The organism is Flavobacterium tistrianum (assembly GCF_003254545.1).
Classification (GTDB): Bacteria; Bacteroidota; Bacteroidia; order Flavobacteriales; family Flavobacteriaceae; genus Flavobacterium; species Flavobacterium tistrianum.
The window spans coordinates 85,530-99,754 of sequence record NZ_QJRH01000065.1; the positions used below are offsets into that span (position 1 = coordinate 85,530).

The window sequence follows — 14,225 nt, forward strand, 5'->3', positions numbered from 1 at the left end:
AGGGTTTATTCTATTTTTTAAGAGTATTTAGGTAGAATGGTTTCTATTTATTTCTTCAAATTTAACATCTTTATGAAGTCAAAAGGTTAGGAGATGAGTTTCATGATCGTTTCAGTGGCTCCTTTGTTGTTTTGAATAAATGATCTGCAGATTTCGCTTTTTTCAGCCAAAAAGTTTTTGTCGTTCAATAATTGATCAAAAATTTCTTTAAGTTCCATACTTGTTGAAATTGGTATGCAACCGCCAATATTCACTAAATCGACTGCTTCTGCGAAATTAGAATAATTAGGTCCAATTACGATTGGGATTCCAAAAGTAGCAGGTTCTAATATATTATGTATTCCAGGATTTCCGAATCCGCCGCCAACATACGCTATCGTTCCATAACTGTAAATTTTAGTAAGGATTCCAATAGTATCAATTATAAAGACATTATAGGTTGATAGATCTTTGTTTTCTTTTTCTGAGAATAAAATGGTCGGTTTTGTAATTTTTGATTGAAGATCTGAAATTTGATCGGGCTTAATATTATGTGGCGCAATAATGAATTTTACATTATCAGGAGCCTGATTAATATATTCAGCAATTAAAACTTCATCTTTTGGCCATGAACTTCCAATAACTATCGTAGGCTGGTTGTTTTTAAAATTCTCAACATAATCCAGTCGGTTGTTTCTTTCTAAAATAGCATTTACACGGTCAAAACGTGTGTCGCCAGAAACAATTACATTGTTAAAGCCTAGACTTTCTACTTTTTGTTTTGATTTTTCGTTTTGAACAAAGAAATAAGTAAAAGCATTTAGCGCTTTTCTGTAGAAACCGCCATACCACTTAAAAAACATTTGGTTGTCTCTGAAAATTCCTGAAATCAGGTAAGTTGGCGTTTTGCTTTTTTCTAGTTCCTTTAAATAGTTTAGCCAAAATTCGTATTTGATAAAAAAAGCAAATTCAGGATGAACTAGTTTTAAAAATCTTTTGGCGTTGCTTTTGGAATCAAGCGGTAAATAAATTGTCACATCTGCAACTGTGTTATTTTTACGCACTTCGTATCCAGATGGCGAAAAAAAGGTTACAATTATCTTATGCTCAGGATGTTTTTCTTTAATTTTTTCGATTACAGGAAGTCCTTGTTCATATTCCCCCAGTGAAGCCGAATGAAACCAAATAGTTTTATCATCTGCTTTGATTTTCTCTTCTAAAATTGAAAACACATTTTTTCGGCCTTCAACAAAAAGCTTAATTTTCGGACTAAATAATGCTATGATTTTTAAGAAAAACCCTGCAAGATATATGGCTAGATTGTATAAAAAAAGCATGTAATTTTTTTTGCAGCTAAATTACATTTCTTTCGACTATTTTCATTGGTTTGAACCTATTAATAACTATTTTTGTTCCTCCTTTTAGAGATTTCTGTTAAAAAAGAGTCTTTGAATTTTTAAATATTATTCGAAAATGAAAAAAATACAAATGGTTGACTTAAAAAGTCAATACGAGAAAATAAAATCTACTGTAGATGCTTCAATTCAAGAAGTTTTAGATACAAATACTTACATCAACGGACCTTTAGTTCATCAGTTTCAAAAGAATCTTGAGGATTATTTGGGCGCAAAACATGTTATTCCTTGTGCAAATGGAACAGATGCGTTGCAGATTGCAATGATGGGATTGGATTTAAAACCAGGTGATGAAGTTATTACTGCCGATTTTACTTTTGCAGCGACCGTTGAGGTTATTGCATTATTGCAATTAACTCCAGTTTTAGTTGATGTTGATTTGCATAATATGAACATCGATATTGAGGCTGTGAAAAAAGCAATTACGCCAAAAACAAAAGCGATTGTTCCGGTTCATTTATTTGGACGTGCGGCGAACATGGATGCGATTATGGAAATTGCTAAAGAACATAATCTATATGTAATTGAAGATAATGCGCAAGCAATTGGAGCTGATTATATTTCGAAATCTGGATCAAAAGTGAAAGTAGGTACAATTGGTCACGTTGCAGCAACTTCTTTTTTCCCTTCTAAAAACTTAGGATGTTATGGAGATGGAGGGGCGATTTTTACAAACGATGATAAATTGGCGCACATCATCCGAGGAATTGTAAACCACGGAATGTATGAGCGTTACCACCACGATGTTGTGGGGGTAAATTCACGTTTAGACAGTATTCAGGCGGGAGTTTTAAATGCAAAATTGCCTCTGTTGGATGAATATAATAAAGCTCGTCGTTTGGCGGCAACTAAATATAATGCAGCTTTCGCTGGAAATGCAAAAATTGTAACTCCAGATTTTGATGCAAACGAAAATGATCACGTTTTTCATCAATATGTATTGAGAATTTTAGACGCAGACAGAAATGCTTTAATGCAGCATTTATTGGATAAAGGAATTCCTTGCGCGATTTACTATCCAATTCCATTGCATTCTCAAAAGGCATACTTGGATCCTCGTTACAAAGAGGAGCAATTCCCAGTTACAAATCAATTGGTTCAGGAAGTAATTGCTTTGCCAATGCACACAGAACTTGACGACGAACAAATTAAATTTATTACCGATTCTGTTTTAGAATTTTTGAATAAATAAAAAGCTTTAAACTAAAATAACCACTAGAAAAAACAACCAACAAAATGAAAGTATTAGTAACAGGAGGATTAGGATTTATTGGTTCTCACACCGTAGTCGAATTGCAAAATGAAGGCTTCGAAGTTGTGATAATTGATAATCTTTCAAACTCTTCAGAAGATGTTTTAAAAGGAATTACAGCCATCACAGGAAAAACGCCTTTATTCGAAAAAATTGATTTAAGAGAAAAAAGCGACGTTCGGAATTTCTTTAAAAAACATAATGATGTTACTGGCGTGATTCATTTTGCGGCTTCAAAAGCTGTTGGTGAAAGTGTTGAACAGCCATTGTTGTACTATGAAAACAACATTAGCAGTTTGGTTTATCTTTTACAGGAATTACAGCAAAAACCTGAAGCAAGTTTTATTTTCAGTTCTTCTTGTACGGTTTACGGTCAAGCCGAAAAAATGCCGATTACAGAAGATGCTCCGGTCCAAACTGCGATGTCTCCTTACGGAAATACAAAACAGATTGGAGAAGAAATTATTACAGATACAGCTAAAGTTACCAATATCAGCGCTATTTTATTACGCTACTTTAATCCGGTTGGAGCACACGAATCTGTACAGATTGGTGAATTGCCATTAGGAGTTCCTCAAAACTTAGTTCCGTTTATTACACAAACAGGAGTTGGTTTACGTCAGGAATTATCAGTTTTCGGAAATGATTATCCAACGCCAGACGGAACTGCAATTCGTGATTATATTCATGTAGTAGATTTGGCAAAAGCACACGTAATTGCTTTAAAGCGTTTATTAAATAAAAAGAATTTAGCAAAAGTTGAAACATTCAATTTAGGAACAGGAAAAGGAAGTTCTGTCCTTGAAGTCATTCACAGTTTTGAAAAAGTCAGTGGTAAAAACTTACCTTATAAGATGATGCCTCGTCGTGAAGGAGATATTACTGAAGCTTACGCAAATACAGATAAGGCAAATAATGTCTTAGGATGGAAGGCTGAACTAAGTTTAGACGAAGCAATGGCAAGTGCATGGAAATGGGAACAAAAAGTGAGGAATAAGTAATTTTAATAAAATTATAAATTTTTGAAATCCCAGATTATTGCAATATAGTTTGGGATTTTTTTTAGCTATTAATTATCATGAAACAAAGTTTAGATTATAAATTAATATTTGCCCTAGCGGCTGTTGGAATTATTTGGGGAACCACCTTTTTGGGAATTAGAGTTGCAGTTGAAACTATTCCGCCTTGGTTTGTAACTTCAATTCGTCAAGGTCTTGCGGGATTTATTATGATGGCTATTTTATTATCCAAAAAAGAATTAAAATGGATTGGATGGGGAAATTTTAAACAGCAGCTTATTGCTTCGGTTTTAATGCTTGTAATTGCAAATGGTTTTACGACAATTGCAGAGCAGAATATCCCAAGTGGATTAGCATCGGTTATTAATGCGCTGACTCCAATCCTCATTTTCTTAGGAAGTATTCTTTTTGGATTGCAAAAAATGAGTTTAAAAGGATTTGTAGGTGTAATTATTGGATTCTCTGGTGTAGTTTTTATCTTTAAAGATGGACTAGGTTCATTTTTAGATGTTAATTACAGAACAGGAATGATGTTTATGGGATTTGCAATTTTGGCTTGGGCGACTGGAACAATTTATACCAAAATGCATGCTAATAAATCGAAAAATATAACGCTTAATCTGTTTTACCAATTTACAATTGCGTCTTGTATTCAGTTGGTCCTGGCTTCAATATTCTCACCAAATCCAGATTTTAACTCGTGGAGTTCAAAAAGTATTTTTGCAGCTCTGTATTTATCAATATTCGGATCTGTAATTGCTTTCTTTTGTTATAATTATGCACTAAAACATGTTACAGCTGTTCAGGTTTCTATTTTGTCCTACATTAATACAATAATAGCTGTTTTCTTGGGCTGGTTGCTTTTAGATGAAGTAATTACAGTTGATTTTATTATTGCTACGGTTCTTATTATTCTTGGAGTTTTTATTGTGAATTACAAGAAGAAAGAAAAGCAAACTGTCTAAATTTCGATTCAATTTATTTTGTAAATTTGTAAGAATTAAGAATGTAGGAATTATGGATTCGGATAAAGGAAATAAAAAAAACAATAAGGTTGAAGAACCTGCAATAGAATATGAAATTCAAAAACCAAGACGGCAAGGTATAGATCCCGAAACTTTTGATTTTGATGCTGAGTTTGCAAAAGGATTAACTCTTGAGGAAGCAAAAGCAGAATCCATTAGAAGAATTCGAGAATGGTGGGGGAAATAGAAGTTATATTTACACCAAAAGTATTAGAGTTTTTAGATGATTTAATACTTTTATTATATAAAAAAGAATATTTTGGATTTCTTGGATCTGCGGAAAATTATGTTTTATCAATGTATAATGCAATTCCAGAGAGGTTGAAGAAAACAAGGCATTGTCAAACTCCTAGTTCAATTAAATATTTAGGGACAAATTATATTTTTTTCAAAACAAATTCCAGAACTACTTGGTATGTTTTTTTTGAAAAAAGAGAAAGAAATTATTTGGTACTACGATTATAAATAACAACTCTGTCGAAGTTGGATATCTCTAAAACAAAATCCTCATAAACCAATTTCAAAGTCTATGAGGATTTTTTTATGTATATAGTTTTTTTAACTGAAAACTGAGACCGCGACGGAAAACTAATTAAGCATTAGCAACAGCCGCTTCTTTGTCAATTTTATTAATCAAACCAGTTAAAACTTTTCCAGGACCAACTTCAGTAAACAAAGTAGCACCGTCAGCGATCATTTGTTGTACAGATTGTGTCCATCTTACAGGAGCAGTTAACTGAATAATTAAGTTCTTTTTAATTTCGTTAGCATCAGAAACTGCATTTGCAGTTACGTTTTGATACACAGGGCAAATTGGAGTAGAGAAAGTAGTTGCTTCAATTGCAGCTGCCAATTCTTCTCTCGCTGGTTCCATCATTGGAGAGTGAAAAGCACCTCCAACAGGTAAAATTAAAGCACGTTTTGCTCCGGCAGCTTTCATAGCTTCACAAGCTTTTTCAACTGCTGTAGTTTCACCAGAAATTACTAATTGTCCAGGGCAGTTATAGTTAGCAGCAACTACAACTCCGTCGATAGAAGCACAAACTTCTTCAACAACATTATCAGCTAATCCTAAAACAGCGGCCATTGTAGATGGAGTGATTTCGCAAGCTTTTTGCATTGCTAAAGCACGCTGAGAAACTAATTTTAAACCATCTTCAAAAGATAAAGTTCCATTAGCTACCAAAGCCGAAAATTCTCCTAATGAATGTCCCGCAACCATTTCTGGTTTGAAATCTTCTAAAGTTTTAGCTAAAATAACTGAGTGTAAAAATACAGCTGGCTGTGTAACTTTAGTTTCTTTTAGTTCTTCGGCAGTGCCTTCAAACATGATATCTGTAATTCTGAAACCTAGAATTTCATTAGCTTTTTCGAATAATTCTTTGGCTAAAGCCGAATTTTCATAAAGGTCTTTACCCATTCCTGTGAATTGCGCACCCTGACCTGGAAATACGTATGCTTTCATTTGTCTAATTTGTTTTTTATTTTTTTGAATTGAAAATTAGCTTCAATTGAAAGGCAAAAATAATACTTTTTTATTTCGAATAATCCTTAAACATGTAAATCCACGCTAATCGTGAAAATCTCAGGTTAAAAGGAGTAAGTAAAGTGATAGAAACAGCAATAATTGGAAGAATTCTTAAATCGAAATTTTTCTCAAAGAAAAACTGTGCAATGCAATACGTTGCAATTCCTTGAGCAACAGTTAGTCCGTAGTTTACATACATTGCGCCAAAGAAATAACCAGGTTCTTTTTGAAATTTATAATTGCAGTGACTGCAATATTCATTCATTTTAGGAAAACTAAAATTTAAAAAGATATTTTTATCTGTAAAAACTTTTCCTTTATGACAAACAGGACATTCGTTTTTTAAAATATGAGTTAATGCGCTTGACATGATATTGTTAATTTTTGTTTAAACAAAGGTAATTCAGAGCCTTATAAAAGTCTTTTTAGTATCTTCGCTTATTGTAGCACAATAAAGACATTTGTTATGAAAAAATACCCCATTTATAGTGTTCAGAATTTTAGTTGTAACGATATTCACCGCGATTTTTATCTAAATACTTTTACGGAACATCTAAAAAATCACAGTTTTGTCGAGGAACCGCATCGTCATGATTCTTATTTAATGGTTTTTTTTACAAAAGGTTCAGGTTTACATGAAGTTGATTTTGATCAATTCGAAATCAAAAGAGGAAGCCTGTTTGTGCTACAGCCTGGACAAATGCACCATTGGAATTTATCAGAAGATATAGAAGGTTTTGTAATTATCTTTTCGCAGGAATTGTACAATTTGTATTTCGGACAGAAAAAAATCAATGATTACAACTTTTACCATTCTATTCAAAACCGACCTGAAATGATTTTTGAAGAAAAAGAAATTCCAAAAATCCAGCCTTATTTCGATTTGCTTATTCAGGAAAATAGCCAAGACAACAAATACCAATTAGATAAATTATTGAACTTATTGGATTGCATTCATATTGAAGTAGCGAGAAAATATGGAGAAACCTATTCGCATCAAACCCATTCGTACAATATTAAAATCAACAAGTTTGAGTCGCTTTTAGAAGAACATTTCAGAACTCAAAAATTGCCTTCGTTTTATGCGGAAAAGCTAAATATTACGTTGAAACATTTAAACAGAATCTGCAACGAAATCCTTCAAAAAACAGCGACAGAAGTAATTATGGACAGAGTAATCTTAGAAATAAAAAGAATGCTGATTGATAGGCAATTAGCTGTAAATGAAGTCGCATTCAAAGTTGGCTACGAAGACTATTCCTATTTTTCCCGCTTTTTCAAAAAACAGACAGGAATGTCGCCAACAGAATTCAGAAATACCGAGAGATAAGTTTTTTTAGCCACGAATTCACGAATTATTTTTCTTTTGCCGTAGATTGAAGGATTTTTACAAATTTAATCCGAATAATCATTTTAATCTGTGGCATTAAAATTTCCAGTATTTAGGACAAATAAATTCGTGAATTCGTGGCAAAAAAAATTACCCCTTGCGTCCTCACGCAAGGGGTTCAATAACCAACCAATTAAATCTAAAACCAAATAGATTAGGCTTGTTTTACAAATTGTAATTCAATGTTTAAACGAACTTCTTCACCTACCAAAACACCTCCTGTTTCAAGAGCTGAGTTCCAGTTTAAACCCCAATCTTTACGATTAATTTTTCCTTCTATGCTTAAACCAACTTTAGTATTTCCCCAAGGATCAGTCATGATTCCGCTAAACTCAACTGGGAATTTCACAGTTTTAGAAACACCTTTAATGTCTAAATCTCCAGTTAATTCAAATTCCCCATCATTAATTTTTTTGAAAGCAGAAGATTTGAAAGTTAATTTTGGATGATTCTCAGCATCAAAGAAATCACCGCTTCTTAAATGTCCGTCACGATCTGCATTTGCAGTGTCGATTGAAGCGATATCAGCAGAAAAACTAAAATCTGCATTGTCAAAACTTTCACCTTCTGTAATTGCAGAAGCATCATAAGTTCCAAATTTTCCTGAAACATTTGTAAACATCATGTGTTTAACTTTAAAACCAATTTCTGAGTGAGTTGGGTCAATTGACCATTTTGTAGTTGCCATAATTTTATTTTTTAAATAATTAATTTATTTGTTTCATTTTGATAGGACAAAGTTACAGTGACAGTTGTCCTGAAGCACTTAACCTAGATTAAGAAATGTAAAAAGACCTAACAGGTTTTTAAAACCTGTTAGGTCTCCCGGGATTATTTTTTATTCATGTAAAATGTCAAAGCTCCCGACGGACATTTATTAACAGTCGAAATTATTTTCTCAGTTGTAGATTTTTCTGGAGTAATCCAAGGTTTTTCCTTTGGGCGAAAAACATCTGGATTGTTTTTAACGCAATTAGCCGAATGAATGCATTTTCCAGATTGCCATACAATCGTTACTTCTCCGTTTGTATATTCTTTAGTGAGATTATTTGGATTCATGGTTTAAAATTTTTAAGAGTTAGTTTAATTTTAAAGTCAGACCAATTTTTTAATTATAAAGTTAGTCTTTCTTTTTTGAAATGGAATAAAAAAAGAAACGATAATAAATCTGTAAACCAGATTATTATCGTTTCAAAGTACAGGTGTTAATTGTTTTTTTGTTTGAATTAATAATTCATCGGAACATCCATTAATAAAAATTCAGCATCTGTGTTAGCTTTTATATTTAAAGTATCAGTTCCTGAAATTCCAACCGCATCACGAGAGTTTAATTCCTGACCGTTGATGGTAACATTTCCTTTCAAAACGAAAGCATAAACTCCGTTTCCTTCTTTTTTGATTTTATATTCAGCAGTAACTCCAGAATCGAAATTACCCATATTGAACCAAGCGTCTTGGTGAATCCAAACTCCTTCATCATCTGCATTTGGAGATAAAACCTGAGACAATTTATTATGTCTGTCGGCAACATCCAAAGTAATTTGCTGATAACGTGGAGTAGCATTTCTTTTATTTGGAAACAACCAAATCTGCAACAATTTAGTCTGCTGATCTGCATTTGGGTTAAACTCGCTATGCTGAATTCCAGTTCCGGCACTCATTACCTGAATGTCACCATTTTTGATGATTTCAGTATTTCCCATGCTGTCTTTATGAGCCAAATCACCTTCCAACGGAATCGTAATAATCTCCATATTATCATGAGGGTGAGTTCCAAATCCCATTCCGGCAGCAATCGTATCATCATTCAAAACACGAAGCGCTCCAAACTGAATTCTGTCTGGATTGTACCAGCTCGCAAAACTAAAGCTATGATAAGCATTTAACCATCCGTGATTTGCATTTCCTCTTGATTCTGCTTTGTGCAATACTATATTTTCCATGATTTTGTCCTTTTGTTATTTTTATAGTACAAAGATACAGCCGATGTAGAAAAAAGCACTTAATCTAGGTTAAGAAAAGATTCTAAGGTTCTAAGATGCTGAGGTTCTAAGTTTTTTTTTGAAGCAGAGATTTTGGTTTCCAAAAGACGTTTAGTCCCGCTATCCGTTTCAATCTTTTGTGGTGAACCCCACCACAAAAGGATTTCCACTTCTATCGGGGCTAGATTAGAAGTTTTTATTTTCAGAAGAATTTATTGAGACAAAAACTTAAAGATTTCAGTTTGTCATCCTGAGGAACGAAGGATCACACACGAAACTCTACAAAGATTAGAAATTACAAAGTTTTCATGCCAAAGTAACCACGCAGTTTTGTCATCTCGACGAAGGAGAGATCTCCACAAGTAGCTCTACAAAGATTTGGGAAAGATTATTCTTGTAAATTTCCATCAGCATATTTATAAAACTCTAAATCCAAGAGTTCTAATTTTGCATTTATTTCTTCATTGTCTAGTTCTTCTACTTCTTGATTTCGAAGTTTTATAATTAAATCTTCATTAGATAGTTTTTTCGGATTAATTAAATTAATTGCCGATTCAAGAATTTTCGCGGTTTTAAACTTTTTATTTTTCTTCAATGCTTTTAATGTTTTGAAACAATTTTGTCCGCTAGAATTGAAAAAATATTGATTAAATCCTCCGTTATTTACTTCCATTTCTAATTCTTCAATATTAGCTGTAGACTTTGAAATATGGGTTTTCTCTTTCTCTGATGTAGCTTGGCCTAAACAACTTGAAAATGTCATTAGTAATAAGGATAAAATGAAGTTGAATAATTTCATTGTTTTTCGTTGTAGATTTTACTTTGTCGAGCTACTCGCGGAGATCTCTCCTTCGTCGAGATGACAAGATTGTGTTAAAAAACAATCTTTGTGCCTTAGCGTCTTTGCGAGATTATTAAAAAGCCTTATTATTTAATCCTAACCAATTTCCCTTTCCCAACCACTTCATCAAGATAATTTGCAGAAGAACTTTTCTTGTCATGCATAAAAAAAGGAATAGTATCTTTTTTAATTTGATCTCTTGGAATGCTGATAATCAAATCAGTATTAATGAAATTATCCAATAATATCACGTTACTGTAAGAAACTTTTCCTTTTGGCAGATATTTGTTATCAAAAACAAAAATACTATCCTTAAAAGTGATTTTATCTTTTAGGATATAAGCATTGTCGTCTTCAATCAAATAATTATAACGACCAGTAAGTTTATCTGTTTTCTGGTTGAAGTTGATAAAAAACAGAGTGATTATTATAGCAAAATATTTCATGGCATTCTAACTGTATTGATTTATAAACTGCTGTACAACAGTGTCTGTATTTTGATTGCGTTTCTCTCTCTCCAAAACTGTCGGTGGAGCGCTTCTTTCCAAACAATCCTTTACAGCACAAGTTTCGCAAGTTACACCAACAATTCGTTTCACCAAAGGTTTTCCGTCAATAAGCTTGAATTTCTTTTTCATTGTTGGATTAATCAAAATTCCAACAGAAATACTGCGAATGGTATCATGCAAAAATGGATCTTTTGTGGCCGATGAAAAAACTAAATATTCATTTCCGCTGTTAGCGTAACTCGAAATTTGAGCATCAAAAAAATGAGGTTTATTTTGTTTGATGGCTTCGTCGATTGTTTTTACCGAAACCCATCTTCTGCAATAATGCTCATTGGTTTCGTTGGCATGCGGTTCCTGTTGATGCGTAATATGTAATTCTTTATTAATTTGATAAAAATCAGAACCGATTTTATGCGATAATCTTAAAAAGAATAAGTTTTTCAGTTGAAAATCCTTCGGTAATAAATTAGTCAATCGTTGATAAAAGGATTCAGGAGAAACTTCAAAACTTTCAATCAATTGAACAAATTCTTCTGGCTTTGGATTTTCATTTTCTAAAAAAGAATTGATTTTGTCTACAACCAATTTTCTCGGCAATAATAAAGCGCCAGCAAAATAAGAGGCGTAAAAATTATGTAGTACCTGATCAAAATTTTCAAACTTAATCCAGCTGAAAGTCAGCAAACGATCTGATATTTTTAAATAATTATAGGCAATTTCTTTAGCCAAAATAAAGGCTTTCTGCGGAGTATCCAATTCTGTAGAAAGCAATAAAGTTTTACTTTTTGGAACATAAATCGAACGCAAATCGTCCAAAGCTTCCTGATCTGTAAAAGCAATTTCCTTTATGTTGTATTCGTATTCTTCTTTTAGAATCGCTTCCAATTCTTCAATGCTGATTTTAGAATCCAGATTAATCTGAAACGACTTCGAAAACGCAATTACTTTTTCTTCTAAATCTTCAAAATAATTGCTGTGCGCTTCCTGATACGAGCGCAAAGCAGCCAAAAAGAAACTTTCTCGGCTTAAATTATAATGCTGTGCAATTTCGATTATCGTACTAATAAACGCATTGACTTTCGCGGGAGCATTGGCAATAATATCAATTAAATCAGCTTCCTGAATTCCAAAAAGCTCTAACGGAATCTCTTTTAAAATTCCAGATTTTAAAATTTCGCCAATAGGAGCGAGGTTGTTATCGAGTTTTAAAGATACCATTTGATCATAAGTCACGTCCAAATGTTCGCATAAAAGCAAAATTTTATCTGTTTTGGGATATTTTTTTCCCTTTTCAATCTCGTTTAAATACGATTTTGAAAGATTGGTCAATTTTGCCAAGCCAAAAAGAGACAAGTTTTTTTGCGTGCGAACTTGTTTCATTTTTAGCCCAAAAATCAGCTTTATATAGTCTTTTTCGATATCCATAATTCAAATGTAAGTAATCTAAGAATAATCGCCAAAAAAATATTTTTTAAATTTAGCGAACGTTCGCTTGTTTTGTAAAAAACTTTTTTATAACATTGTATCGTTGAAACTTGTTAGTTATGAATTAGTTATGATTGAGTTGTTTTGATAGAATAAAACCGATTGAATAGAAAAACTATTTAATCAAATTAAAAATTAAAATCTGCAGCTATGAAAAACCAATTAGAGATCACTGAAATGGCTATAGAATTCCTAGCCGACAAAAAGCTTGTTTATCCAAAAATCTGGACAGAAGAAGCGACTGCGTTTATTATCGAATTGCACAAAAAGTTCGAATCGCAAAGAAAATTATTGCTTTTACAGAGAGAACAAAAACAAGTCACTTTTGATCAGGGAATCATGCCGGTTTTTATTCCAGAAACCAAAAGTATCAGAGAAGGTAATTGGACAGCTGGAGAAATTCCGAAAGATTTGTTAGACAGAAGAGTTGAAATTACTGGGCCAGTTGATCGAAAAATGATAATCAATGCTTTGAATTCGGGTGCGAAAACTTTTATGGCTGATTTTGAAGACAGCACCTCACCAACCTGGCAAAATTTAATGGACGGACAAGTAAATTTAATTGATGCTGTAAACAAAACAATCACGTTTACAGATTTGGTAAAACAAAAGTCCTATCATTTAAATGAAAAGATCGCAACATTGATTGTACGTCCAAGAGGTTTGCATTTGCCAGAAAAGCATGTTTTAATTGAAGGAAAAGAAATTTCGGGTTCTTTGGTAGATTTTGGTTTGTATGTTTTTCATAATCATAAAAGGCTTTTGGAAAATAACTCAGGACCGTATTTCTACATTCCGAAATTGGAACATTATTTAGAAGCAAGATGGTGGAATACTGTAATTGATTTTACTGAAGATTATCTAAATCTGAAACGCGGAACTATAAAAGTGACTGTTTTAATTGAAACCATTACCGCAAGTTTTCAATTGGACGAAATTATTTATGAATTAAAAGAGCATATCGTTGGTTTGAACTGCGGACGCTGGGATTATATTTTCTCATATATCAAAAAGTTCAGAAAAAATCCAAAATTCATTGTTCCAGATCGTGATCAAGTAAATATGACTTCGCCTTTTATGAATGCGTATTCAAATCTGGTAATTCAGAGATGTCATAAAAGAAGAATTCATGCAATTGGCGGAATGGCTGCTCAAATTCCAATTCGAAATAATGAAGAAGCAAACGCCATCGCTTTCGCAAAAGTAAAAACCGATAAAGAGCGTGAGGTTCGAAATGGCCACGACGGGACTTGGGTGGCGCATCCAGATTTAGTTTCAATTGCAAAAGAAGTTTTTGATGAAGGAATGCCAACTCCTAATCAGATTCATATAAAAAGAGAACATCGAAAAATTACAGAAGCAGATTTAATCGAACCGCCAATTGGATTAATTACAGAAAATGGAGTTCGAAAAAATATCAACGTTGCAGTTTTATACTTGGCTTCATGGTTAAACGGACAAGGCGCAGCTGCTTTGCACAATTTGATGGAAGATGCAGCAACTGCAGAAATTTCAAGATCTCAACTGTGGCAATGGCTTCAGAATAAAGTGATTTTGGATAATGGGCGAAAATTAGATTTAGCGTATTACCACGAATTGGCTTTAGATGAATTTAGAAAACTCAAAGAAGAATTAGGAGAAGAGAATCACGAAAAACAGCAGTTTCCATTAGCCGAAAAATTGCTGGAAAGATTGGTCGTAAACCTACACTTTGTGGATTTCTTGACGATTGCGTGTTACAAATATTTATAAAAAAAAATCCGCTTAATCTGCTAAATCTGCGAGAGAATATTTTTTTTC

At 32.9% G+C, this 14,225-nt stretch carries 16 protein-coding genes; 7 read left to right on the top strand and 9 right to left on the bottom strand.

Annotated elements, in window-relative coordinates:
- Nucleotides 1–86: 86 nt before the first annotated feature.
- Nucleotides 87–1,316, bottom strand: a complete 1,230-nt coding sequence (locus DMB71_RS07375; RefSeq protein ID WP_111364952.1) for a 3-deoxy-D-manno-octulosonic acid transferase — start codon at nucleotides 1,314–1,316, stop codon at nucleotides 87–89.
- 136 nt (nucleotides 1,317–1,452) lie between these two features.
- On the opposite strand from DMB71_RS07375, the gene DMB71_RS07380 reads away from it, so the two are divergent.
- The 5 genes from DMB71_RS07380 (at nucleotide 1,453) to DMB71_RS07400 (ending at nucleotide 5,155) form a co-directional block, all read left to right on the top strand.
- Nucleotides 1,453–2,586, top strand: a complete 1,134-nt coding sequence (locus tag DMB71_RS07380; protein WP_111364954.1) for a DegT/DnrJ/EryC1/StrS family aminotransferase — start codon at nucleotides 1,453–1,455, stop codon at nucleotides 2,584–2,586.
- Between the two features lie 44 nt (nucleotides 2,587–2,630).
- Nucleotides 2,631–3,647, top strand: coding sequence for a UDP-glucose 4-epimerase GalE (gene galE / locus DMB71_RS07385; protein ID WP_111364955.1), 1,017 nt, complete (start codon nucleotides 2,631–2,633; stop codon nucleotides 3,645–3,647).
- A 77-nt stretch (nucleotides 3,648–3,724) separates the two neighbouring features.
- Nucleotides 3,725–4,630, top strand: coding sequence for a DMT family transporter (locus tag DMB71_RS07390; RefSeq protein ID WP_111364957.1), 906 nt, complete (start codon nucleotides 3,725–3,727; stop codon nucleotides 4,628–4,630).
- A gap of 52 nt (nucleotides 4,631–4,682) precedes the next feature.
- The gene (locus DMB71_RS07395) at nucleotides 4,683–4,877 is read left to right on the top strand and encodes a hypothetical protein (RefSeq protein ID WP_111364959.1); all 195 of its coding nucleotides are present in this window, start codon (nucleotides 4,683–4,685) and stop codon (nucleotides 4,875–4,877) included.
- Nucleotides 4,862–5,155, top strand: a complete 294-nt coding sequence (locus DMB71_RS07400; RefSeq protein ID WP_111364960.1) for a hypothetical protein — start codon at nucleotides 4,862–4,864, stop codon at nucleotides 5,153–5,155. Before DMB71_RS07395 ends, DMB71_RS07400 begins: the two co-directional genes overlap by 16 nt.
- Before the next feature lie 127 nt (nucleotides 5,156–5,282).
- On the opposite strand, the gene fabD is transcribed toward DMB71_RS07400, so the two are convergent.
- Together fabD and DMB71_RS07410 are read right to left on the bottom strand one after the other, a co-directional pair.
- A complete protein-coding gene (fabD, locus tag DMB71_RS07405; protein ID WP_111364962.1) occupies nucleotides 5,283–6,155 on the bottom strand; it encodes an ACP S-malonyltransferase in 873 nt (290 codons plus the stop codon).
- 70 nt (nucleotides 6,156–6,225) lie between these two features.
- Nucleotides 6,226–6,588 carry a DUF983 domain-containing protein gene (locus tag DMB71_RS07410; protein ID WP_111364963.1) on the bottom strand — a complete coding sequence of 121 codons (363 nt, stop codon included), beginning with the start codon at nucleotides 6,586–6,588 and terminating at the stop codon, nucleotides 6,226–6,228.
- Nucleotides 6,589–6,684: 96 nt separating this feature from the next.
- Between DMB71_RS07410 and DMB71_RS07415 the strand changes: the two genes are divergently transcribed.
- The gene (locus DMB71_RS07415) at nucleotides 6,685–7,548 is read left to right on the top strand and encodes a helix-turn-helix domain-containing protein (RefSeq protein WP_111364965.1); all 864 of its coding nucleotides are present in this window, start codon (nucleotides 6,685–6,687) and stop codon (nucleotides 7,546–7,548) included.
- Between the two features lie 214 nt (nucleotides 7,549–7,762).
- On the opposite strand, the gene DMB71_RS07420 is transcribed toward DMB71_RS07415, so the two are convergent.
- The 6 genes from DMB71_RS07420 to DMB71_RS07445 form a co-directional block, all read right to left on the bottom strand.
- Nucleotides 7,763–8,296, bottom strand: a complete 534-nt coding sequence (locus tag DMB71_RS07420; RefSeq protein WP_109191894.1) for a YceI family protein — start codon at nucleotides 8,294–8,296, stop codon at nucleotides 7,763–7,765.
- Between the two features lie 143 nt (nucleotides 8,297–8,439).
- Nucleotides 8,440–8,667, bottom strand: a complete 228-nt coding sequence (locus DMB71_RS07425; RefSeq protein ID WP_111364966.1) for a (4Fe-4S)-binding protein — start codon at nucleotides 8,665–8,667, stop codon at nucleotides 8,440–8,442.
- A 167-nt stretch (nucleotides 8,668–8,834) separates the two neighbouring features.
- Nucleotides 8,835–9,551: a pirin family protein gene (locus tag DMB71_RS07430; protein WP_111364968.1), complete on the bottom strand. Its 717-nt coding sequence runs from the start codon at nucleotides 9,549–9,551 to the stop codon at nucleotides 8,835–8,837.
- Between the two features lie 427 nt (nucleotides 9,552–9,978).
- Nucleotides 9,979–10,389 carry a DMP19 family protein gene (locus DMB71_RS07435; RefSeq protein ID WP_111364969.1) on the bottom strand — a complete coding sequence of 137 codons (411 nt, stop codon included), beginning with the start codon at nucleotides 10,387–10,389 and terminating at the stop codon, nucleotides 9,979–9,981.
- A 128-nt stretch (nucleotides 10,390–10,517) separates the two neighbouring features.
- Entirely contained in the window at nucleotides 10,518–10,877 is a 360-nt protein-coding gene (locus DMB71_RS07440) for a hypothetical protein (protein ID WP_111364974.1), read from the bottom strand.
- A 6-nt stretch (nucleotides 10,878–10,883) separates the two neighbouring features.
- Nucleotides 10,884–12,365 (bottom strand): helix-turn-helix domain-containing protein, encoded by a 1,482-nt coding sequence (locus DMB71_RS07445; RefSeq protein WP_111364975.1) that lies wholly within the window; start codon nucleotides 12,363–12,365, stop codon nucleotides 10,884–10,886.
- A gap of 210 nt (nucleotides 12,366–12,575) precedes the next feature.
- On the opposite strand from DMB71_RS07445, the gene aceB reads away from it, so the two are divergent.
- Nucleotides 12,576–14,177 (top strand): malate synthase A, encoded by a 1,602-nt coding sequence (gene aceB, locus DMB71_RS07450; RefSeq protein WP_111364977.1) that lies wholly within the window; start codon nucleotides 12,576–12,578, stop codon nucleotides 14,175–14,177.
- Nucleotides 14,178–14,225: the final 48 nt, after the last annotated feature.